The following is a 21,897-nucleotide window of genomic DNA, read 5'->3' as shown; positions in this document are numbered from 1 at the left end:
CCTCCCCGCCGTACGCATACTGCGCCTGTGCGGCGTACGAGCGCGTTCCTCCTGAGCCTGGCCGGAGTGCTGGGCGTCCTGCTGACTCCGTCGACCGCCCAGGCGGGCGCCGCTTCCGGGTACGCGTACCTGTGGGCGGACCAGCCGTCGGCGGCGGCCTACGACCCGGCCGCGGCCTACAGCTTCAACTCGACCGGCGGCGTCAACCACGTGGTCCGCCTCGCCGCCGGCCAGTACGAGGTCCAGCTGCCCGGGCTCGGTACGAGCGGCGGCGTGGCGCACGCGACGGCGTACGGCTCGTCGGGCAACACCTGCCAGATCGGCTTCTGGACCTGGTCCGGCGACCTCCTGAAGATCCGGGTCTACTGCTTCCACGGCACCGCGTACGCCGACACCCAGTTCACGGCCGCCTTCACCAACCGCCCGGCCGCCCCGGAGTACGCGTACCTGTTCGCGGATCAGCCGGGGGCGGCCGCCTACACGCCGACGGCGACCTACCAGTACAACTCGTCGGGGCAGCTGAGCACGATCCAGCGGCTCGGGACCGGCGACTACCGGGTGACCGTGGCCGGCGTCCGGGGCGTCGGGGACGTCCAGGTGACCGGGTACGGGTACGCCGCCAACCCGTGCTCGATCGCCAGCTTCGCCTCCCCCGGCTACCCGGACTTCGGCGGCACCGTGTTCGTCCAGTGCGTCGACGCCGCGAGCGCGCCGGTCGACGCGTACTTCACCCTCACGACGTCCATCACGACCGGGTTCCTCGGGCACGTGCCCGCCGCGTACGCGCGGATCGACCCGCCGGCGCCGCTCAGCCGGACCACGCCGTACACGCCGACGACCTCGTACAACACGACGGGCTCGGCGATGACGGTCACGCGTACCGGGGTCGGGCGGTCGGTGGTCACGATGCCGGGACAGCCGTTGACCGGCGGGAGCGTCCACGTGAGCGCGTACAGCTTCGGCATGGAACGGTGCGGGGTCGTGTTCTGGTGGATCACGGGCGTCGTCGTCCAGTGCTGGCAGGGCTCGGCGGCGTTCGACAGCCCGTTCACCGTGGACTTCAGCGTATAAATCGGCCGCCGTCTTAGCGAACGCCTGCTACAACTGGACCGTTCGCGAAGCGGGAGGTCCACAGTGGCGCATCAGCGGCGGGGCCCCCGGGCACCCCGGTCACCGTATCGGGGCCCGGGCTGGAAACAGCAGCCCACGCTCGGCGTCGACGTCGGCGGCGTGATCGTGGCGCTGGCCGGGCGGGACGAGGACACCTCCTTCTTCGGCACCCGGCCGCTGGAGACCCCGGCGACCGACGGCGTCTTCGAAGCCCTCGCGACCCTCGCCGCGGGCCCGTACGCCGGCCGCGTCCACCTCGTCTCGAAGGCCGGCCCCAAGGTCGAGGCCAACACCCGGGCCTGGCTGGAGCACCACGACTTCTTCACGCGTACCGGGGTGGGCCGGGGCGACGTGCACTTCGTCCGGGAGCGGCGGGACAAGGCCCCGGTCTGCGAGCGCCTCGGCATCACCGATTTCGTCGACGACCGGCTCGACGTGCTCGCGTACCTGGAGACGGTCGACCGCCGCTACCTGTTCACCGGCGGGACCGCGGAAGCCACCGCCGGCGAGCTGCCGGACTGGGTGACGGCCGTCGACTCCTGGGCGGCCCTGACGGTCCTCCTCGGCGGCGGCGGCGAGGCGCTCTGACGGTTGCCCGTCCGACGGCCGGTCGCCGAACCGACAGTCCACATCGCCCCGATCGGGACATACTCGCCACGTCGCGGCGCACCGACGGCGACTGCCCGTTCGATCGGAAGCGAGGGCCCACCATGGCTGATCCGCTCTTCGTCATCCTCGTCAGCGGCGACCCGGAAGGGCACGACGACGGCTTCGCCCGCTGCGCCTGGCTGCGCGTCGGCGAACTGGTCGCCCAGTTCTACCGCGACCGGGCCAAGCCCGGGGCGGTCGTGAAGGACGACACCGTCCTGCGGTTCGTCCACTTCGACTGCCACTCGGCGAGCACCCTGATCTACGAGCACGACTTCGCGACCCAGAAGGGAGTCGTCGCCGATCCCGCCGCCCGCCACGTGCAGCGCAACTGGGCGACGCTGGACGCGGACTTCGCCACCGCGCACGGGCCGCTGGACGCCGCGAGCGATCCGAAGAGGTTCGTGGACTGGCGGCCGGTCGCGGCCGCCCGGGCCGCCGCGTCCGACCACGCGGTGTCGATCGTCAACGCGTACCACACCGTGCGCAGGGCGCCGCGGGGCAGCGTGCTGGAGCTGAGCATCTTCTCGCACGCCTTCGTGGACGGGCCGGTGCTGTTCAACACCTCCGCCGGCGCGGGCGACCGGCGCGATCCCGACGACACCGACGGCCGGGCGGCCGTCGACTTCCAGCCCGACATGGGCGAGGACGGCGCAGCCAACACCCACGCGCTGGAGGAGTTCCGTCTCGGGTTCGCCCCGGCGGGCAGCTTCCGCGTCTGGGGCTGCAACATCCAGGACATCGTCGAGACGGTACGCGTACCGGGCAGCACGTCCACCGAACGCTGCCTGATCATGAGCACCGTGCGCCAGGTCGTCGACGAGGCGTACACCCGGCAGCTGCGGCTCGGCGGGACGGTCGCCGCGCTGCTGCGGGACGCGAAGCTGCCGCCCGGCGACACGAAGGTCATGCTGGACATGGACCGGCAGTTCTCCCACGAACGGGAGCTGCAGTCCGATCCGCACGCCGGGCACGGGTTCACGCCGTTCCCGGTCGCGCGGCTCTTCGAGATCCGCTACGACGAGGTGTCCGCCGGGCACGCGTACCACGATCTGTTCCGGGGCGAGCGCGACAGTCACCACCACTTCGCCCGCACGATCACGCGTACGCTCTCCGACGTCGTGCGGTTCGTCGCGCAGGAGACGCTGCCGAGCTACTTCTTCGTCGCCGCCCGGGCCTTGCGGACGGTGACGGTGGTGGGCGGCGCGCCGGGCACGAGCGCCGAGCTGGACGCCGCCGGGCAGCAGATCATCGGGCCGGCACGGCTGGACCAGGCCCGCTTCTTCAGCAAGTTCTTCGGCGTCTCGATCACCGATCCGGAGGCGGTGGTGCAGCGGCACTACGCGTTCCTCGACAACCAGGGCGACGCAGTGCGCACGATCCTCGACCGCGCCGCCCACGGCCTGCCCTGACCCGGGCCGGGGTCGTGGTAAGAATCCGGTAACAGCCCTGGTCGACGCTCAGCCGGTGGCCAACGCAGTGATGTTCGTCGGGTTCGCCGCCCGCCGCTTCGAGGTGCGGAACAACACCGGCAAGGAAATCAAGACCCGTCCGCGGGTGGTCGCTCCGGCCGGGACGGCCCTTGCATTGTCACAATGCAACAGCCACACTCGTCGCCATGACCCAATCGGGGGACGTCGTCCTCGACGGCGTACGCAAGGCGTTCGGACCGGTGACCGCGTTCGACGGCGTCAGCCGGGCCTTCGGGCCCGGCACGATGACCGCGGTCACCGGGCCGGGCGGCTCGGGTAGGTCCACGCTGCTGCACCTGATCGGCGCCGCCGACGCCGCCGAGACCCTGGCCCGCGGGGAAGGCCCGCGCCGGTGATCCGCCTGATCTGGGCCCAGTTGCGCCTGCGCCGCGGCCGTTCGGTCGCCACCCTCGCCGCCGTCGCCATCGCCGTGGCGAGCTTCGCGCTGCTGTTCTCCGCCGCCCGCCAGTCGCGGCTCGAACTCACCGCCACGGTCACCGACGCCGCGCGTCCGGCCTACGACCTGATGGTACGCCCGGCCGACGCCGTCACCCCCGTCGAGCAGGCCCAGGGTCTCGTCCAGAGTGGACAGCTGGCCGGGATGTCGGGCGGCATCACCGAGGCGCAGTGGCGGCGGATCGCGGCCCTGCCGGACGTGGACGTGGCGGCGCCGATCGGCGTCGGCGGCTACGTCATCCAGTACGGCCGGGTGAAGATCGACCTGACGCCCTATGTGAAGTCCGGCGTGGACCAGCAGGTGCTGCGGGTCTCCCCGACCTTCGTCGCGGACGGCGGGACCAGCCGCCTTCCGGACGGGGACATCTACCTGTACGTGACGAAGAACCACATCGACTGGGACGGCAGCCGGCTGCACGAGCGGATCGGCGGCCGGTCCGTCGACGTGTGCGGCAACTCCGGCGGCTACTCCGACACCAACCTGCTGCCGTCGCAGCGGCGGGTCCTCGTCTGCTGGTCCACCGACCCCACCTCCGCGTCCATCCTGGAGGACGGGATGTCCGGCGGGCATCCGTACGTCTACGTCCAGTTCGGCTTCCCGATGCTGGTGGTCGGCGTCGACCCGGCGCAGGAGGCGCGGCTGGACGGGCTGGACACGGCGGTCACCGCCGGCCGCTACCTGACCGCCGCGGACGGGCCGTCGACGCGGACGATCTCCCAGGTCCCGGCCGGATCGCGGATGCCGCCGGGGTCGTATACCACCGCGACCATCCCGATGTTGCTGGCCGGGCGTACGCAGGTGGACGAGCGGGTCGAGCTGTCGGTGTCCCGGGTGGACGGAGTCCCCGCCGTCACGACCGTGTCCGACAGCACCGCCGCGATGAACGTCCTCGACGAGCGGCCCGGCCAGGTGGTCGGCCACGAGACGGTGGGCGCCGACACCGCGTACGCGGACGTGGTCCGGGCCGTCACGAAGGTGCACGACCGGCCGGACGACTACTACGCCGAGGTGAACAACCTCGTGGTGACCGGTCCGGTGGCGGTGGATCCCGCCCTGCGCGCCCAGGCCGTCCCGCCGTCGGCGCAGCTGATCGCGGGGCCGTTCGACTACTGGGGCTGGCAGAACCCGATCGACCTCGGCGACACGATGGTCCGGCCGTTCACCGACCGCAGCCCGGACGGCGCCTCCTACGAGCAGGTCGAGGACGGCACGTGGGTCAAGCAACTGCCGGACCTGCAGGCCGTCGGGCAGTTCGATCCCGATCGCATCGTCACCGGGCCCCAGTTGACGCAGGCGCCGATGGACCTCGCGTACGTGCCGGGGGCGACCGCCGCCGACGACGCCGCCCGGGCCGCGCTCGGCGACCGCAAGCTGCTGCCGTCGACCAATCTCGGCGGCCTGATCGCCCACCGCCCGTCCGTCGTCACCACCCTGGCCGGGATGCAGGCCCTGCTGCGCGATCCGTTCCGGCAGGTCACCAACGCCGACAAGCCGATCAGCATGGTACGCGTACGCCTGACCGGCGACGTCGGCCTCGACGACCTGTCGACCGAGCGGTTGCGGGCGGTCGGCGACCGGATCCACGCGCTGACCGGGTTGCGGGTCGACGTGGTGGTCGGCGCGTCACCGTCCAACGTGGACATCAGCCTCCCGGCCGGGAAGTACGGGCGGCCCGCGATGGTCGTGGCCGAACCCTGGTCGAAGAAGGGCGTCGCAGCGAACGTCGTGACCGCCGTCGACCGCAAGACGGTCCTGTTCGCCCTGCTCGTCCTGATCGCCTGCGGGCTGGCCGTCGGCAACGCGACCTCGGCGGCCGTGCGTACGCGCCGCACCGAGCTGGGCGTCCTGTCCTGCCTCGGCTGGCCGGCCCGGCGGCTGTTCGGCCTGGTCCTCGGGGAGGCGGCCGCCGTCGGGCTGGCCGCCGGCGTCCTGGGAACCGGCGCGGCGTTCGGGCTCGCACCGCCGCTCGGCGTACCGATCCAGCACCGGGTGGCATTGCTGGCGGTCCCGGCGGCGGTCGGGCTGGCCCTGCTCGCCGGTCTCGGCCCGGCCGTCCGGGCCACCCGGGCGACACCCGCGGCGGCCCTGCGCCCGGCGGTGACGGCACGCCGGCACGGTGTCGCGCTGCGCGGCGTGTTCGGGCTCGCCGTCCGCAACGTCGCGCGTACGCCCGGCCGCAGCGTGCTCGGCGCGTTGAGCCTCACCGTCGGCATGACCGCCGTCGTACTGCTCGCCGTGATCGACGTGGCGTTCCAGGGCGGCATCACCGGTTCGCTGCTCGGCAACGCCGTCACCGTGCAGGCCGCCCCGGCCGACTACCTGGCCGCCGCGATCACCGCCCTGCTGGGCGCGGTCTCGGTCGCCGACGTGCTCTACGTCAACGTCCGTGAACGATCCGCCGAGTACGCCCTCCTGCGCGCCACCGGATGGGCCGACCGGCCGCTGGCCCGGCTCGTCGCGTACGAGGCCGCGTTGATCGCCTCGGCCGGGGCGGTGGCCGGCGGCGTCCTCGCCCTCGGGCTGACGGCTCTGCTCGCACCGCAGCTGACCCGCGACGCGTACGCGGTGGCGGCGGCCTGCGCGGCCGGGGGCGTCGTGCTGGCCCTCCTGGCGTCCGCGGTGCCGATGCGGATGATCCGGTCGATCCCGGCCGCGCGGCTGCTCGCCGAAGACTAGGCCCGGATGGTTCGCGGTCCGTCGGCTCCAGGGTGGCCGGCGGTCCGCATCGTGGTCGCCGGACATCGACGGGGCGGCCACGGCTGGTACCGTCCGGCCGGTGGAACTGCGGCTGCTCGGTCCGATCGAAGCCGAGGTCGACGGCCGTCCCGTCGTGATCGCCCGCCGCCAGGAGCGGCTGCTGCTGGCCGTCCTGGCCCTGGAGGCCGGCCGGCTGGTCCCGGCGGCCCGGCTGGAATCGCTGCTGTGGCCCGCCGGTGCGCCCGACGGCGCCCGCCAGGTCGTGCAGACCTACCTCTCCCGGCTGCGCTCCGCGCTCAGACGGGCCGGCGCCCACGACGGCGTCATCGAGCGCCGCGACAACGGCTACCAGCTGAACGTACGCCCGTCCGATGTGGACGTACACCGGTTCGACGAGCTCGTCCGGCGGGCACTGGCCGACCCGACCCCGGCCGGGCGGGCCGCGCTGCTGCGTACCGCGCTGGAGCTGTGGCGGGGGTCGGCGTTCGGCGATCTCAGCCTGCATCCGACCCAGACGGCTCTGCGTACCGGACTCGACGAGCGGCGGCGGCGGGCTCTCGTCGAACGGATCGCCGCCGACCTGGCCCTCGGCCGCGATGCCGATCTCGTGGCCGAGATCCTCGCCGCGCTCGCCGAGACGCCGGCCGACGAACGCCTCATCGGGCTGCTCATGCGCGCGTACGCCGCCTCAGGTCGCCGCGAGGAGGCGCTGACGGTGTTCCACACGGCGCGTACGCGCCTGTCCGAGGAGCTCGGTGTGGATCCCGGGCCGGACCTGGCCGCGGTGCACACCGCGATCCTCCGCCAGGAACCGGCGCCGTCCGGATCCGGTACGCCGCCGCCCGCGCAGCTCCCCCGGCCCGTCCACCCGTTCGTGGGGCGGGAGGCCGAGCTGGCGGCGCTCGACGAGCTGGTCCGGGGCGCCGGACCGGTCGTGCTCCACGGGCCGGGCGGCGTCGGCAAGACCGCCCTGGCCGTGCGGTACGCCCACGACATCGCCGGGCGGTTCCCGGACGGGCAGCTGTTCATCGCGTTGAACGGATACACCGGCGCGACGGAGCCGACGGATCCGCGTACGGCGTTGCGGGAGGCGTTGCTCGCGTTCGGGGTCGACGACCCACCGTCGGACCTGTCCGCGCTCACCGGCCGTTACCGCAGTACGCTCAGCGGCCGCCGGGTCCTGGTGGTGCTCGACAACGCCCGGACCGCCGAGCAGGTACGCCCGCTGCTGCCGCACGCCGCCGGGTGCGCCGTCCTGGTCACCAGCCGCAGCCACCTCACCGGCCTTGCGGTGACGGACAGCGCGGCGTCGCTGCCGGTGGCCGTGCTGGACGACCCCGACGCGGCCCGGCTGCTCGCCGCCCGGATGGGCAGGCGCCGGGCGGACGCCGAACCCGAGGCGCTCGGCCGACTGGTCAGTGCCTGCGCCGGCCTGCCGCTGGCGCTGTCGGTGGTGGCGGCCCGCGTGACGGCCAAACCCGCGTTCCCGCTGCTCGCCTTCGCCGACGAGGTCGGCCGGCCGGACCGCCTGCTGGCCGCGTACACCGGCGACGACCTGGACTCCGATCTGCGTACCGTGCTGTCGTGGTCCTACGACCGGTTGAGTCCCGCCGCCGCGACGACCTTCCGGCTGCTGGGCCTGCCCGGCGGCGCGCACGTCACGATCGAGGCCGCCGACAGCCTCCTCGGGGAGGGCCGCGGTCCGGCCGTCCGCGCCCTGCGCGAACTCGAGGAGGCCAGCCTCCTCACCGAGGTGTCGCCCGGGCTGTTCGTCCTGCACGACCTGCTGAAGGCGTACGCCGTCGAGCTGGCGTCGGCCGGCCCGGCACCCGTCGCGGCGGTGCGGCGGCTGCTCAGCCACTACCTGCGTACCGCCCGCGCCGGTGCGCTGCTGGTGTTCCCCGAACGGCCGCGCGACCAGCTGATCGACACCGAACCGGGGGTAGCCGTACCCGCGCTGCCCGACCGCGCCGCCGCGCTGGACTGGTTCGGGCGCGAGACCGCCGCCCTCGTCGCCGCCGTCGAACTCGCGGCCGGACACGGCCTCGACGCGCTGGTGATCGGTCTCGCCGGCGTCACCAGCGAATACTTCTACCGGTCGGGCAGCGTCAACGAAGCGATCGCGACGCTGCGGGCCGAGGCGGCCGCCGCCGAGCGTACCGGTGACCTGACCCGGCGCGGCCTCGCGCTGCGGTCGATCGCCAACAACTACGTGCGGTCGAGGGACGCACAGCGGGCCATCGACCACTTCCTGCTGGCCTTGCGGTGCTTCACCGACGACGGCGATCCGGCCCTGCCGGCGAGCATCCACATGGGACTGGCGAAGGCCGCCGACCAGCAGGGGCGCCACCACGACGCGCTGAACCACGCGCTCGACGCGCTGCCGCTCTACCACCGGTCCGGCAACAAGCGCACCATCTGCCGGGCGCTGAACACCGTCGGCTTCTGCCACACCCGGACCGGCGACTACGAGGCGGCGCTGGAGTACTGCACCGAAGCCCTGGAACTGAGCGCGGCGGTCGACGACCCGCACGGCGTGGCGGCGATCTGGGACAGCCTGGGCCACGTCCATCGCGGCCTCGGCGACTTCGACGCGGCCCGGGAAGCCTTCACCCGGGCCATCGACATGTACGCCGAGCTCGACGACCTCTACCAGCAGGCCGATTCCCTGACCGGCCTGGGCGACAGCGAGGAGGCCGCCGGCCGGATCGGGGCGGCCGAACGCCACCGCCGCCAGGCGGCCGACTTCCTGGATCAGCTCGGGCACCCGGCGGCCGCCGAGTTCCGGGCTACGCTCCAGGGCCGGCGGTGACGCCGGGTTCCCGCCGGGCCCCGAGTTCGCGGAGCACCACGCCGACCACCGTGTCCGCCCTGACGTAGCCGAAGTTGCGGGAATCGAGGCTCAGCACGGCGTCGCCGAGGACGACGATGCGGCCCGGCGGGACCGGTCCGGCGCCGATCCGCGTACGCGTCGCCTCGGGCACCGCGTCGCCGGCCGTCGCCGCCACGCGTTTGACGAGCATCGCCGGGCCGGGTTCGGGGCCGTGCGGGTTGGCGAAGACCACCACGTCACCCGGGCGGCAGGCCGGGCCCGTCCGCACGAGCAGCCGGTCACCGTCCTGATAGGTCGGTCGCATGCTGTCGCCCTCGACCGTGACGACCAGGCGCCGGCGGCGTATTGCGAGGATTCCCAGGCCCGCGACGGCGGCCAGGGCCAGGGCGGCGACGGTCACGGCGGTCATCGCGGGCCGCCCGGTACGGCGTGGGCCGGGGAGTCCTCGCGGTAGCTCGCCGCCTGCAACGCGTACAGGCCCGCGTAGACCCCCGCCCCGGCGACCAGCTCCTCGTGCGTTCCGCGCTCCACGACCACCCCGTCCGCCAGCACGACGATCAGGTCGGCCCCGCGCATGGCGCCGAGCCGGTGCGAGATGAGGACGCTCGTCCGGCCGGACCGGTACTCCCCCAGCGTCGCGTACACGTGGTGTTCGGCCTGCGGGTCCAGCCCGGAGCTGGGTTCGTCCAGGATGATCAGGTCGGCGTCCTCGCGCATCAGCGTCCGGGCGAGGGCCAGCCGCTGGTTCTGCCCGCCGGACAGGCTCACCCCGGCCTCCTCGGCGTCGTCGTGGAAGAACGCCCGGCTCAGCAGCGTCTCGTACCGCCGCGGCAGCGCCGCCACGTCACCGTCCAGACCGGCGAGGGCCGCCGCGCGCGCGTACGCCGTCCGGTCGCCGAGCCGGTCGAGCGCGCCGACGCCGATGTTCTCGGCGATGGTGAGGTCGTACACCTGGAAGTCCTGGAAGGCGGTGGCGATCCGGCGGCGCAGGTCGGCGACGGAGTACGCGCGCAGGTCGACCCCGTCCCACAGGATGCGGCCGCGCTGCGGGTCGTAGAAGCGGCACAGCAGCTTGACGATCGTGCTCTTGCCCGCGCCGTTGCGGCCCACGAGTCCGAGCGAGCGCCCGGCGGGAATGGTCAGGTCGACGCCCTTCAGGATCCACGGTCCACTGTGGTCGTACCGGAACCACACGTCCTCCAGCACGATCCCGGTACGCAACGGCCCGGGTACGCCGACGCCGTCGGGCATGGCCTCGGGCGCCTCCATCACGTCGAGGTAGCTGGCGAACAGCCGCGTACTGCGGGCCGCCGCCTGGACCTGGCCGACGATCGTGAGCGTGGCCGACTGCACCGCGGCCACCGCCGTCAGGAACAGCGTGACGTCACCGGCGGTCACATCGCCCCGGATCGCGCGGGCGATCACGACACCGATGCCGATCGCCGCCACCACGGCCCCCGCGGCGGCCATACCGCTCTGCAGGACGGCCGCCCGCGTGCGGACGCCGGCCTCGGCCTGGTTCGCCCGCCGCAGCGCCCCGAGCATGCGTACGCGGAAGAAGTCGCCGAGCCCGAAGACGCGGACCTCCTTGGCCACGGCGTGGTCGGTCAGCAGCCGGCGGTACATGAGCTGGCGGCGCTGGGTGGCCGTGTTCGCCTGGATCATCTCCGACTCGCGCCGGGCCACGGTGAGCTGGACCGCCACGGCGGTGACGGCGACGATCGCCAGCAGGGCGTTCATCGGCGGCCACACCGCGTGCAGCACCGCGACGAACGAGGCGATGCCGACGACCGACCGCACCACGGCCAGCGTGAACTCCGCCAGCATCGCGGGCGCGTCCGTGGCCGCGTCCTCGGCCAGCCGCAGCCGGTCGGCGAAGGCCGGGTCCTCGAAGCGGTGCAGCCCGGCGAACCCGTTGATCCGCGCGTACAGCCGCTCCTGGACGTGCAGGGTGACGGCGTTCTGCATGCGGGTCGCGAGCAGCCCGCCCGCGTAGCCGACGACGAGGCCGCCCCCGGCGACGGCGGCCGAGGCCACGCCGAGCCAGACCGCGCGGCCGGGGTCCGGGGCGCCGCCCGGGCGGGTGAGGTCGTCGATCACCTTCTTGACCAGCCAGCCCGCCAGCGCGGGCGCGGTCCCCGAGACCATGGTGAGCGCGAAGGCGGCGACCGCCAGTCCCCCGGCCGCGCGGCGGCCGAGGGACAGCGCGGCCCGGGCGGCCCGCAGCGGTGCGAGCCGGCCGGTCACGCCGCGACCGGCTGGTTCGGTGCCGCGGCGATGGTGTCGGCGATGGCGATCATGCGGCCGCCGGCCACCTCGACCACCGACGGGAACACCGCCATCTGGAAGGCCTCGCACATCGGACTGCCCAGCGGGGCGAAGAAGACCCGCAGGTCGTCCGGGATGGACTCGCGCATCGCCACGGCGTCCGGGTGGCCGGCCTCCTCGGCGACGACCACCAGCAGCGTCCGGTCGGACAGGATGCCGGGCCGCAGCGCGCTCAGCAATCCCTCGCAGGGGCCGCAGCCGGGCATGACGAAGGCGAACCGGGTCAGGCCGTGCCGCAGGTCCTCGTCGGTGAGCCGGAAACCGTCGTCGCTCACCGCGTCGAACCGGCCGACCGGGGTGCCGACGGGCGGGCGGTGCGTGTCGGCCTCGGCGCCGCCGCTCTCCTTCATGGTGCGCAGCCGGCGCAGGATCGCGAAGGTCAGCAGCAGGTTGAGCGCGACGACGGCGGCGAGCACGACCACCGCCGCGGCCAGGGTGGGAATCATGGAAGCTCCTCGCAGCGGGTGGCGGTGGCGCCGCGCGACGGCGGCGCCACCGTCGTGATTAGCAGCGGATGGTCGTCGCGACGCAGTTGCCGTAGCAGTTCTGCGTCTTCCAGTAGCAGATCTTGCCCTCGCCGCCCTGCACGACGCAGAAGCAGCTGCAGCGGTTGCCCTGCGTCGGAACGCAGGCGCCCGCGGCGGCCTTGGGCAGGAACAGGCCGAGCAGCCGGTCACCCGCCTGGCGCAGCATGGTGGACATGTCCTCACCTCCTCGTTTCCCGTACTCGGATCCGTGATGAGATCCACGAGGATCGTGCGGCGGCGCTCTGTGTTAATTCTGTGGAACCGCTGCCCGGTCAGGACCGGACCGACAGGGCGACCAGTTCGGGCAGCTCGTAGTAGGTGCCGTCGGAGCACGTCAGCAGGTGCGCGTCGACGAGGTCGTCCAGCCGGCGGCGTACCTCGGGGGCCGGGCAGCCGGCGAGCCGGGCCGCGCTGCCGGCGGTGAACCGGCGCGGGCCGGCCCGGCCGAGCAGGCCCAGCAGGTCCACCGTGGTCGGTGCGAGCGCCGGCCAGCCCGACCGCAGCCGCTCGGCCAGATCGAGGTCGCCGGCGACCAGCTCGGCCAGCCGGCCCCGGGGCTCGCGCAGCCGCCGGACCAGGGTGGACACCGCCATCGCCGGATGCCTGGCCAGCCGCAGCGCCGCGATCCGGACCGCGAGCGGTACGCCGCCGCAGAGCCGGACGAGTTCCAGCGCGTCGGACCGGTGGTCGCGTACGCGCTGGTGGCCGGCCACGTCGCCGAGGAGGTCCAGGCAGTCCGGGGGCGGCAGGACGTCGAGGGCCAGACCCGTCGAGCCGTCCAGCCCGCCCAGGCGGTGCCGCGAGGTGATCAACGTGGTGTTCCCGCCGGCCGGCAGCAGCGGGCGTACGTGCTCCTCGCTCTCGGCGCCGTCGAGGACCACCAGCATCCGCCGGCCGTGGGTGGCCGACCGGAACAGCGCCGCCAGCTCCTGGACGTCGTCCCCGACCGGGCCGGGCGGCCGGCCGAACGCGTGCAGGAATCCGGCCAGCACCGGCGCGGGCCAGGCCGGGCGGCCGTCGGTGGACCGCAGGTCGGCGTACAGGCAGCCGTCCGGGTAGCGGTGCTGCATCTCGTGCGCGGCCAGCAGGGCCAGCGCGCTCTTGCCGATGCCGGGCAGGCCGCACACGACCACCACCCGGTACGCGTGCGGCACCGCCACGGGCAGCAGCAGCCGACCCAGCCGGGCCAGCTCCGTACGCCGGCCGGCGAGATCGGGCGCCGCCGGAAGCTGCCGGGGGACGGCCCGGTCGGCCACGGCGGCGGGCGCTACGCGTACCGGCTCGTCGGCGAGGATCGCGCCCCGGACGGCTTTCAGCTGCCCGCACGGGTCGAGGCCCAGCTCCTCGGCGAGCAGCCGGGCCCCCGCGTCGTAGACGGCCAGCGCCTCGGCCTGCCGGCCGGACCGGTGCAGCGCGACCATGAGGTGGCCGCGCAGCCGCTCCTGCAACGGGTCCGCGGCCAGGGCCGGGGTCAGCTCGTCGATCAGCTCCGTCAGCGCTCCGCGGTCCAGCTGGACGGTGGCGTACTCCTCCAGGGCGGCGTGGCGCAGTTCCCGCAGCCGGGCGGCCTCGCAGGTGACGGCCGTGCTGTCGACGTCCTCATAGGCCGGTCCCCGCCAGAGCCGCAGGCCGGTCGCGAAGCAGTCGGCCGCGCCCCGCCGGTCGCCCATCGCCCGCAGCGTCCGCCCGCGCTCGATGAGCCACGCGAACTCGGCCGCGTCGAGCTGGCCGGGGGTGGACAGGTTCAGGACGTATCCGGTCGGCCGGGTGACGATGACCTCCCGCCCCAACCGCCGCCGCAGCCCCGAGATCACACTGTGGACGCGGTTGCGCACCGACGGCGGGGGCGCCTGCGTCCAGGCCGCGTCGATGATCCGCTCGGTCGGCACCAGCCGGCCGGCCGCGGCGGTCAGCACGGTCAGGACGCCGCGCTCCCGGGCGGTCAGGCGGAGCATTCCGTGGCCGGTACTCACTTCGATCGGCCCCAGAACCCGGATGGACAGCGACGTTGCGGGCCCCATGGCGCGAATACTAAGTGGTGATCACATACATTTGAGATACTTAAATGATCCATTACCTACATGCCGAATCCTTGCCGGAGAGCATGTCCGACAGCACGCTGGGCGGCGAGGGGGCCGGGTCACGCGTACGCGTCGCCCGATCCGGGACGGCATGTCTGCTTGGTCGACCACCGAACCGGGTGGCCGCTGCGGGCTGATATCGGGCAGTTTCGAACGTTCGGGGGAGAACGGGCCGATCACCTGCGGGATATGGTCAGCGCCGTGACGCGAGCGGCCTTCCGGCCGACGGCGAGCCCGGCGGTCGATGCGGCCGAACCGGTGGTACGCAAGGCCGTCCGTCGATATGTGGGGGCCACCGCCGCGGTGGTCGCCCTCGGTGCCGCCTGGTGCGCGGCGTACTTCGCCGGCGTGGGCGGCAGCGAGGCCCTCGGTTACGTCTTCGTCCCGGTCGGCGGCGCGCTCGCCACCGCCGCCGTGCATCACCTGTGCCGCCACGACACCGCGCTCGACCGCGTCGCCCGGCGCTTCTGGCGTACCGTGCGCCTGGCCCTCGCCGTGATCTCCGTCGGCTACGGCTGGCTGGCGGTGGACATGCTGACCCACGCCGCCCAGGCGCGTACGCGTGCCATGCCCCTGCCGGCCGCGGCCTGTGTCGCGATCGGATTCTGCGTCGCGATCTGGGGCGTGGCCCGGGTACCGGTGGCCGTCGCGGGCGCCGGCGAGTGGTGGCGGCTGCTGCTGGACCGCACGATCGCGTTCCTCGGCTGCACGGCCGTGCTGTGGTACGCCGGGCTGGCCCCGATGCTCACCGCCGCCGAGCCGTGGAGCCGGCAGGCGATGGCGCTGGTGGGGCTCGGCTTCCTGGTCGCCGTCGGCGCCGCGACGAAGGTGTCGTACGTCGCGGGCGGCCCGGTCGATCCCACGGCGCTGCGGTTCATCGCGGCCGGCGGCGGCGTCGTCGCCGGGGTCGTCGCGGTGCTCGCCGTCCGGTTCGGATTCGTGGCGGGGATTCCCGTCCAGACGGTCGTGATGCCGATGGCGCCGCTGCTGGTCACATTCGGCGTCGCGGCGCAGTGGCTGGCCGCCCCGCAGGACGGCCGGCGGACGGCCCGCCGGGACGTGCTGCTGCCCTACCTGGCCGTCGCCGCGGTCGACCTGCCGCTGGTCGCGGTCGCGTTCGGCGCGCCGCTGCGGTGGCCGGGCCGGGTGGTCGTGATCGCCGCGGTGGTGGTGACCGCGCTGGTCACCGTCCGGCAGTACCTGGCCTTCCGGGAGAACTCCCGGTTGCTGCGGTCCGCGCGGTCCCAGGAGGAACGCCTGCAGTACGAGGTCAGCCACGACGGCCTGACCGGGCTGGCCAACCGGGCGCTGTTTCGGGACCGGCTCGCGACCGTCCTGGCCACCCGGGGACGGGCCTCGGTGCTCATCCTGGACCTCGACGACTTCAAGACGGTCAACGACCTGCTCGGCCACGGCGCGGGCGACCGGCTGCTGGTGTCGATCGCCCAGCTGCTGCGGGCCGAGGTCGGCAAGGACGGCCTGCCCGTACGCGTCGGCGGCGACGAGTTCGCGGTGCTCCTCTTCGGCACGCACGCCGACCCGGAGGAGATGGCCGCCCGGCTGCTGGACGCGCTGGACCGCCCGATCAGCGAGCACCGGCTGCTGGTGCAGGCCAGCATCGGCATCGCCGACGCCGGGCCCGGTGCGACCGTCGACTCGGTCCTGCGCGACGCCGACGTGGCGATGTACGCGGCCAAGCAGCGCGGCAAGGCGGGCTTCGTCCGGTACGCGGACGGCATGGGCGAACCCGTACTGGCGTACATGCAGCTCGGCGGCGAGCTGCGCCGGGCCCTGGACGAGGGCGAGTTCGAGCTGGTCTACCAGCCGATCCTGCGGCTGTCCGACCGCCGGGTGGTGGGCGTCGAGGCGCTGCTGCGCTGGCATCACCCCACCCGGGGCGTCCTGCGCCCGGCCGAGTTCATCCCGGCCGCCGAGCGTACGGGCCTCATCGTGCCGGTGGGCCGGTTCGTGCTGCGCGAGACGTGCCGGCAGGCGGCCGCGTGGCTGGCGGAGTTCGGCCTGGACGCACCGCAGGAGGTGGGTCCCAACGTCTCCGTCCGGCAGCTGCACGACCCCGACTTCGTCGCCGACGTGTGCGCCGCGCTCGCCGACAGCGGGCTGCCCGGCGACCGGCTGGTGCTCGAGGTTACCGAGTCGGCCATCCTGCGCGGCCAGCAGGTCGCCCGGACGCTGTCCGAACTCGACCGCATGGGCGTGCGCCTCGCGCTCGACGACTTCGGCACCGGCGAGTCGTCGCTGAGCCTGCTGCGCGCCTTCCCCGCCTCGATCGTCAAGCTGGACAAGTCCTTCGTCGACGGCATCGAGATCGACGACGGCCTGCCGGCCGCCGCCAGCACCCGGCAGGCGGTGGCGCGCGCGGTGATCCAGCTCGCCCGCGCGCACGGCCTCGACACCGTCGCCGAGGGCATCGAGAGCGCCGAGCAGGCGACGGTCCTGCGCGAGCTCGGCTACACCCTGGGCCAGGGGTACCACCTGGCCCAGCCGATGACCGCGGACGGCGTGTCCCGCCTGCTCGCCGGCCAGCGCGACCTGGCCGCCGCCGACCGATGAACCCCGCCCCACCCGCAATGGCGCACTTACGATGCGGTCATGAACCTCGCCCTGGTCACCTCCCTCCGGTTCCCCGAGTCCCACTGGTCCGACGCGGACACCCCGCTCGTCGCGGCCCAGCTCTCCTCCTGGGTACGCGTGGACGTGCCGGCCTGGGACGATCCAGCGGTCGACTGGTCGGCCCATGAGACCGTCGTCCTCCAGTCGCCGTGGAGCATGTGGCTGGACCTGCCCGCCTTCCGCAGCTGGCTGGACGAGCGCGTCGCGGCGGGGGTACGCGTACTCAATCCGCCGCCGGTGATCCTGCGCGGCTGCGACAAGCGCTACCTCGCCGAGCTGGCCGAAGCCGGAGTGGCGACCGTGCCGACCACGTTCGTCGACAGTGGATGGTCGCCGGACCGCCTGCGGCACGAGCTGGCGGCCGCGTTGCCGTCGAACGCCGCCCGCCGCACGATCGTCGTGAAGCCGGTCGCCTCGGGCGGCTCGCTCGGCGCCGCCGAGTTCGCGGACGTGGACGAAGCCGCGCAGCACATCGCGGCCCTCCGGGCGGCCGGGTCGGACGCGATGGTCCAGCCGTACATCGAATCCATCGACACCCATCGCGAACTGGGCGTCGTCACGATGGGACCGGACATCTCGCATGCGATCAGCAAGGCGGCGATCCTCCAGCCGGGTACGCGTACCCACGCGTTCCATCCCGATCCCCGGCCGGCCCGGCTCACCGACGCGCAGCTGGACGTCGTGCGGGGTGTCCACGACGCGTACCTCCGGCTGGTCGGCACGACTCCCCTGTCGGTACGCCTCGACTTCATCCCCGATCCGGAGGCGGGCCTGCTCCTGCTGGAGATCGAAGCGGTGGCTCCGGTCCGCTTCCTCCGCTTCTTCCCCGACGCCGTACGCGCGTACGGCGATCTGATCCTCGAAGCGCACTAAAGCCGACAGGCAGATCAAACCACTCATACACCCGCAAAATTTGCAAAAAGAAAGTGTGGACGACGTCGCGTAACCGCTGGAATACTCGCCGTAGTCGTCTTGACCTGCACCACTACCCGCACCACGCCGAAGGAGTGCTCATGCGCCGGAAGCTGATCATCGGATCCACCGCCATCGCGGCGGTCGTCGTCGGGCTGACCGCGTCGGCCCTGCCCGCCTCGGCCGCCGGCAACACCGGCGCGTTCCTCGCGGCGAACGGCAAGACCGCGTCGTCGGCAGCGGTGAAGCCGCAGGTCGCTCCCGTCTCGCGGGACTCCTCGCTGCGCCTGTCGGACATGACCTGGGCGACCTGGTCGAAGACCGCCACCGGCACCGGCGTCGCGACGATCAACCTGTGCGACCCGGACTGCGCGCACGGCAAGGCCGCCGACATCCCGGTGAACGTGACCCTGGCCACACCACAGCACGTCTGCGGCGGCGAGTTCTACACCGAGATGAAGCTGGCGTTCACCGCCACCCCGCCGGCCGGACTGCCGCAGACCACGTCCGTCCCGGTCGCGCCGACCTGCTGACGCTCCATCGTGTGATCTTCGGTCGGCTTTCGGCCGTGCCGGCGGCCCGCTGCTGGGACGCTGGACTCTCCACCTGAGGAGAGGACGGCACGATGAGCGACGGACAGGCTGCGCCGCAGGCCCGGGGTGTCACCGTGGAACTGCTCGCCACGGTCGACCTCGGCCCGGAGATCGAGGGCATGGCGGGTTACCGGCTGCGGATGCGCAAGGTGACCATCGAGCCCGGCGGCGTCTTCGGCCCACTACATGATCACAAGGGTCGGCCCGGAACGGTCTACGTGCTCCAGGGGACCATCACCGACCATCGGGACGGCACCGCGACGGAGTACGGGCCGGGCCCCGGCTGGCCCGAGGACCGCGACACCCTGCACTGGCTGGAGAACCGGGGAACGGTGCCGGCCGTCGAGGTGTCCGTCGACGTCGTCCGTGCCGAATAAGATCAAGATCATATCTTTGTCCCGGGTTCGTCGATCTCACCTCCGCTCCTGTGGGGTAGCCGGCGATCTTGCGCGAATGTCCCGGATCCGCAGGTGGAGCGCGCGGTGATCCGGACTCGTTGACATCGCCCACCCCCACCGCTAGCGTCCACAACCACAACCGAATAACGCCGTTGAGCCCGGGCGGGAGAGAATCCCGCATCGATGCAGCGGGGTCGCCGTAGGAGCAATACTCCCAAGAAACTCTCAGGCACCCACCACCGTCCGGACGAGGCGAACTCTGAAAAGCAGGCGCGTGCGCGCGCCTCACCCACGGTGCAAGCCACCCGGCGACGGGCGGCGAAGCTCTCAGGTCAATGACAGAGCGGGAGGCCAGACGTCCGTCGACCGACGTGGGAGCCTCCATGCATCGCGCCTCACCGCGCCCTGTCCCTTCGCGTACGCCCCTGTATGACGTCCACCAGGCGCTCGGCGCCCGGTTCACCGACTTCGCCGGCTGGTCCATGCCGCTGCGCTACACGAGCGAGACCGCCGAACATCACGCCGTACGCGCGTCCGCGGGCCTGTTCGATCTCAGCCACATGGGTCAGATCAGCGTCACCGGTCCGGAGGCCGGCCGCGCCCTGGACTATGCGCTCGTCGGCTCCTTCGCCTCGCTGGCCGTCGGGTCCGCGCGCTACACGATGCTGTGCCACGGCAACGGCGGCGTACTCGACGATCTCGTCGTCTACCGGCTGGAACCCCGGCTCTTCCTGGTGGTGGCGAACGCGGCCAACGCCGCCGTCGTGCTGTCGGAGTTGCGGGACCGGTTCGACGGCTTCGGCGCGTACGCCGACCTGGCGGACGATCGCGCGCTGATCGCGGTGCAGGGGCCGGCGGCCGACCGGATCCTCGCGTGTCCGCAGGCGAGCGCGTTGCGGTACTACCAGGCCGCCGCTGTGCGGTGGGCGGACCGGCCGGTCGTGATCGCCCGCACCGGGTACACCGGCGAGGACGGCTTCGAGTTGTTCTGCCGCGGCGAGGACGCGGCGGAGCTGTGGTCGGCGCTGATCCGGGCAGGCGAGCCGCACGGGCTGCGGCCGGCCGGGCTGGCCTGCCGTGACACGCTGCGGCTGGAGGCCGGGATGCCGCTGCACGGCAACGAGCTGCACGTCGGCGTCTCGCCCTACGAGGCGAATCTCGGGCGCGTCGTCGACCTCGCGAACAAGGGCGACTTCGTCGGCCGCCGGGCCCTCGCGGCCCTCGCCGCCGAACCTCCACAGTCGACACTCGTCGGCCTCACCTCCGCCGGCCGCCGCGCGGCCCGGGCCGGGCATCCGATCCTCGACCCGGCCGACGGCCACACCATCGGCCGGATCACCAGCGGCGCACCGTCGCCGACCCTCGGTCACCCCATCGCGCTCGGCTACGTCCTTTCGGCGTACGCCGAGACCGGCCGCGGCGTGGCCGTCAGCATCCGCGGCACCGACGAGCCGTTCGTCGTGACCGCCCCCCGCTTCTACCGCCGGAAGGACATCCGATGAGCGTGCCGACGCACCTGCACTACAGTTCCGAGCACGAGTGGGTCGACGGCCTCAGCGGCGTCGCCAAGGTGGGCATCACCGACTTCGCGGCCGAGGCGCTCGGCGACATCGTCTTCGTGCAGCTTCCCGAGGAGGGTACGACGCTCGCCGCCGGGGACACCTGCGGCGAGGTCGAGTCGACCAAGTCCGTCAGCGAGCTGTACGCCCCGGCCGCCGGAACGGTCGTCGCGGTCAACGAGGCCGTGGTGGCCGACCCCGGCCTGCTCAACTCCGACCCCTTCGGCGCCGGCTGGCTGTACGCGGTCCGGATCGCGCAGCCGCCGGCGCTGATGACGGCCGCGGCGTACGAGGGGTACATCGGGGGCGCCCCGGTGAGCGAGTACGCGCTGTGATCAGCGTCTTCGAGCTGTTCAAGATCGGTATCGGGCCGTCCAGCTCGCACACCGTGGGCCCGATGCGGGCGGCCGCCCGGTTCGTCGACGGGCTGCGTACCGACGGGGTTCTGGAGCGGGTGTCGATGATCCGCGCCGAGCTGTTCGGGTCGCTCGGCGCCACCGGGCACGGCCACGGCAGCGAGAAGGCCGTCCTGTTGGGACTGGCCGGGCAGCAGCCGGAGACCGTCGACACCACCACCGCCGACGCGACGGCCGCCGCGTACCGGCGGACGGGCCGGGTCGACGGGTTCGCGGTGGAGGTCGTGCTGCATCGCCGCCGTTCACTTCCCTTGCACCCCAACGGAATGATGTTCAGCGGATACGCCGCCGACGGCGCCCTGGTACGCCAGCGCCAGTACTACTCGGTCGGCGGCGGTTTCGTGCTCGACGACCACGGCGTACAGGCGGAGGTCGGTCCGGCGGTCCCCTATCCGTTCACGACCGGTGCCCAGCTGCTGTCGTTCGGCCTGCCGGTCAGTGACGTGATGCTCGCCAACGAGCAGGTACGCCGGCCGGCCGAGGAGATCCGGCGCGATCTGCTGCACATCTGGCGCGTCATGCAGGACTGCGTGGACGCGGGTCTGCGCGCCGACGGCGTACTCCCGGGTGGTCTGAAGGTGGCGCGGCGGGCCGCGGGCATCAAGCGGCAGCTGGAGTCGGAGCATTTCGCGACCGACCCGCTGCGGGTGATGGACTGGGTGACGCTGTTCGCGCTGGCGGTGAACGAGGAGAACGCGGCCGGCGGGCGGATCGTGACCGCGCCGACCAACGGCGCGGCCGGGATCGTGCCGGCGGTCCTGCACTACTACCGGCGGTTCGTGCCGGGCGCGAGCGACGAGGGTGTGGTGCGGTTCCTGCTGACCGCGGCGGCGATCGGCGTGCTGTTCAAGGAGAACGCGTCGATCTCCGGGGCGGAGGTTGGCTGCCAGGGCGAGGTGGGCTCGGCGTGCGCGATGGCGGCGGCCGGGCTGGCCGAGGTCCTCGGCGGCAGCCCCGAGCAGGTCGAGAACGCCGCCGAGATCGCGATGGAGCACAACCTGGGCCTGACCTGCGACCCGGTCGGCGGGCTGGTGCAGATCCCGTGCATCGAGCGCAACGCCGTCGCCAGCATCAAGGCCATCACGGCCGCCCGGATGGCCCTGCGCGGCACCGGCGAGCACCACGTGTCGCTCGACAAGGTCATCAAGACGATGCGCGAGACGGGCGCCGACATGAAGATCAAGTACAAGGAGACGTCGCGGGGCGGCCTGGCCGTCAACGTCATCGAGTGCTGA

Annotated in this window: 18 protein-coding genes and 1 riboswitch; of the genes, 13 read left to right on the top strand and 5 right to left on the bottom strand. The window is 73.0% G+C overall.

The features are described from left to right. Positions 1-27 precede the first annotated feature (27 nt). The 6 genes from G401_RS0124950 to G401_RS48215 all read left to right on the top strand — a co-directional run bounded on the left by G401_RS0124950 (position 28) and on the right by G401_RS48215 (position 9,196). Positions 28-1,071: a hypothetical protein gene (locus tag G401_RS0124950; RefSeq protein WP_027344630.1), complete on the top strand. Its 1,044-nt coding sequence runs from the start codon at positions 28-30 to the stop codon at positions 1,069-1,071. A 63-nt stretch (positions 1,072-1,134) separates the two neighbouring features. Next, positions 1,135-1,698 (top strand): hypothetical protein, encoded by a 564-nt coding sequence (locus tag G401_RS0124945; RefSeq protein ID WP_211240835.1) that lies wholly within the window; start codon positions 1,135-1,137, stop codon positions 1,696-1,698. A gap of 122 nt (positions 1,699-1,820) precedes the next feature. Then, positions 1,821-3,170 (top strand): hypothetical protein, encoded by a 1,350-nt coding sequence (locus G401_RS0124940; RefSeq protein WP_027344628.1) that lies wholly within the window; start codon positions 1,821-1,823, stop codon positions 3,168-3,170. 206 nt (positions 3,171-3,376) lie between these two features. Then, on the top strand, positions 3,377-3,586 hold the full coding sequence (locus G401_RS58415) for a P-loop NTPase family protein (protein WP_027344627.1): 210 nt from the start codon (positions 3,377-3,379) through the stop codon (positions 3,584-3,586). Continuing rightward, positions 3,583-6,363 (top strand): ABC transporter permease, encoded by a 2,781-nt coding sequence (locus G401_RS0124930; protein WP_027344626.1) that lies wholly within the window; start codon positions 3,583-3,585, stop codon positions 6,361-6,363. The genes G401_RS58415 and G401_RS0124930 overlap by 4 nt, the downstream gene beginning before the upstream one ends. Before the next feature lie 100 nt (positions 6,364-6,463). Beyond that, positions 6,464-9,196: an AfsR/SARP family transcriptional regulator gene (locus G401_RS48215; RefSeq protein ID WP_051367116.1), complete on the top strand. Its 2,733-nt coding sequence runs from the start codon at positions 6,464-6,466 to the stop codon at positions 9,194-9,196. Here the strand turns inward: G401_RS48215 and G401_RS58520 are convergent. From G401_RS58520 to G401_RS48200, 5 genes are all read right to left on the bottom strand, one after another. Continuing rightward, complete coding sequence (locus tag G401_RS58520) at positions 9,174-9,626, bottom strand: S26 family signal peptidase (protein ID WP_051367115.1); 453 nt, start codon at positions 9,624-9,626, stop codon at positions 9,174-9,176. The genes G401_RS48215 and G401_RS58520 overlap by 23 nt on opposite strands. Then, the gene (locus G401_RS0124915; protein WP_027344625.1) at positions 9,623-11,464 is read right to left on the bottom strand and encodes an ABC transporter ATP-binding protein; all 1,842 of its coding nucleotides are present in this window, start codon (positions 11,462-11,464) and stop codon (positions 9,623-9,625) included. The genes G401_RS58520 and G401_RS0124915 overlap by 4 nt, the downstream gene beginning before the upstream one ends. Beyond that, positions 11,461-11,991 (bottom strand): hypothetical protein, encoded by a 531-nt coding sequence (locus G401_RS0124910; protein ID WP_027344624.1) that lies wholly within the window; start codon positions 11,989-11,991, stop codon positions 11,461-11,463. Before G401_RS0124910 ends, G401_RS0124915 begins: the two co-directional genes overlap by 4 nt. Positions 11,992-12,049: 58 nt before the next feature. After that, positions 12,050-12,247, bottom strand: coding sequence for a hypothetical protein (locus tag G401_RS48205; RefSeq protein ID WP_034592987.1), 198 nt, complete (start codon positions 12,245-12,247; stop codon positions 12,050-12,052). Between the two features lie 97 nt (positions 12,248-12,344). Next, a complete protein-coding gene (locus G401_RS48200; protein WP_084557576.1) occupies positions 12,345-14,093 on the bottom strand; it encodes an AfsR/SARP family transcriptional regulator in 1,749 nt (582 codons plus the stop codon). 261 nt (positions 14,094-14,354) lie between these two features. Between G401_RS48200 and G401_RS48195 the strand changes: the two genes are divergently transcribed. From G401_RS48195 to G401_RS0124865, 7 genes are all read left to right on the top strand, one after another. Continuing rightward, positions 14,355-16,724 (top strand): putative bifunctional diguanylate cyclase/phosphodiesterase, encoded by a 2,370-nt coding sequence (locus G401_RS48195; protein WP_245601831.1) that lies wholly within the window; start codon positions 14,355-14,357, stop codon positions 16,722-16,724. Between the two features lie 39 nt (positions 16,725-16,763). Then, entirely contained in the window at positions 16,764-17,657 is an 894-nt protein-coding gene (locus G401_RS48190) for an ATP-grasp domain-containing protein (protein WP_051367113.1), read from the top strand. A 140-nt stretch (positions 17,658-17,797) separates the two neighbouring features. Then, the gene (locus tag G401_RS0124885; RefSeq protein ID WP_027344623.1) at positions 17,798-18,229 is read left to right on the top strand and encodes a hypothetical protein; all 432 of its coding nucleotides are present in this window, start codon (positions 17,798-17,800) and stop codon (positions 18,227-18,229) included. Between the two features lie 92 nt (positions 18,230-18,321). Further along, the gene (locus G401_RS0124880) at positions 18,322-18,666 is read left to right on the top strand and encodes a cupin domain-containing protein (RefSeq protein WP_027344622.1); all 345 of its coding nucleotides are present in this window, start codon (positions 18,322-18,324) and stop codon (positions 18,664-18,666) included. A gap of 174 nt (positions 18,667-18,840) precedes the next feature. Further along, positions 18,841-18,939, top strand: a riboswitch (glycine riboswitch). A 131-nt stretch (positions 18,940-19,070) separates the two neighbouring features. Beyond that, on the top strand, positions 19,071-20,189 hold the full coding sequence (gcvT, locus tag G401_RS0124875; RefSeq protein WP_027344621.1) for a glycine cleavage system aminomethyltransferase GcvT: 1,119 nt from the start codon (positions 19,071-19,073) through the stop codon (positions 20,187-20,189). Continuing rightward, the gene (gene gcvH, locus G401_RS0124870; RefSeq protein ID WP_027344620.1) at positions 20,186-20,581 is read left to right on the top strand and encodes a glycine cleavage system protein GcvH; all 396 of its coding nucleotides are present in this window, start codon (positions 20,186-20,188) and stop codon (positions 20,579-20,581) included. The genes gcvT and gcvH overlap by 4 nt, the downstream gene beginning before the upstream one ends. Beyond that, positions 20,578-21,897 (top strand): L-serine ammonia-lyase, encoded by a 1,320-nt coding sequence (locus tag G401_RS0124865; RefSeq protein ID WP_027344619.1) that lies wholly within the window; start codon positions 20,578-20,580, stop codon positions 21,895-21,897. Before gcvH ends, G401_RS0124865 begins: the two co-directional genes overlap by 4 nt.

The sequence above is a fragment of the Hamadaea tsunoensis DSM 44101 genome (genome assembly GCF_000428945.1).
Lineage (GTDB): Bacteria > Actinomycetota > Actinomycetes > Mycobacteriales > Micromonosporaceae > Hamadaea > Hamadaea tsunoensis.
This window is presented reverse-complemented; position numbering and strand designations above follow the sequence as displayed.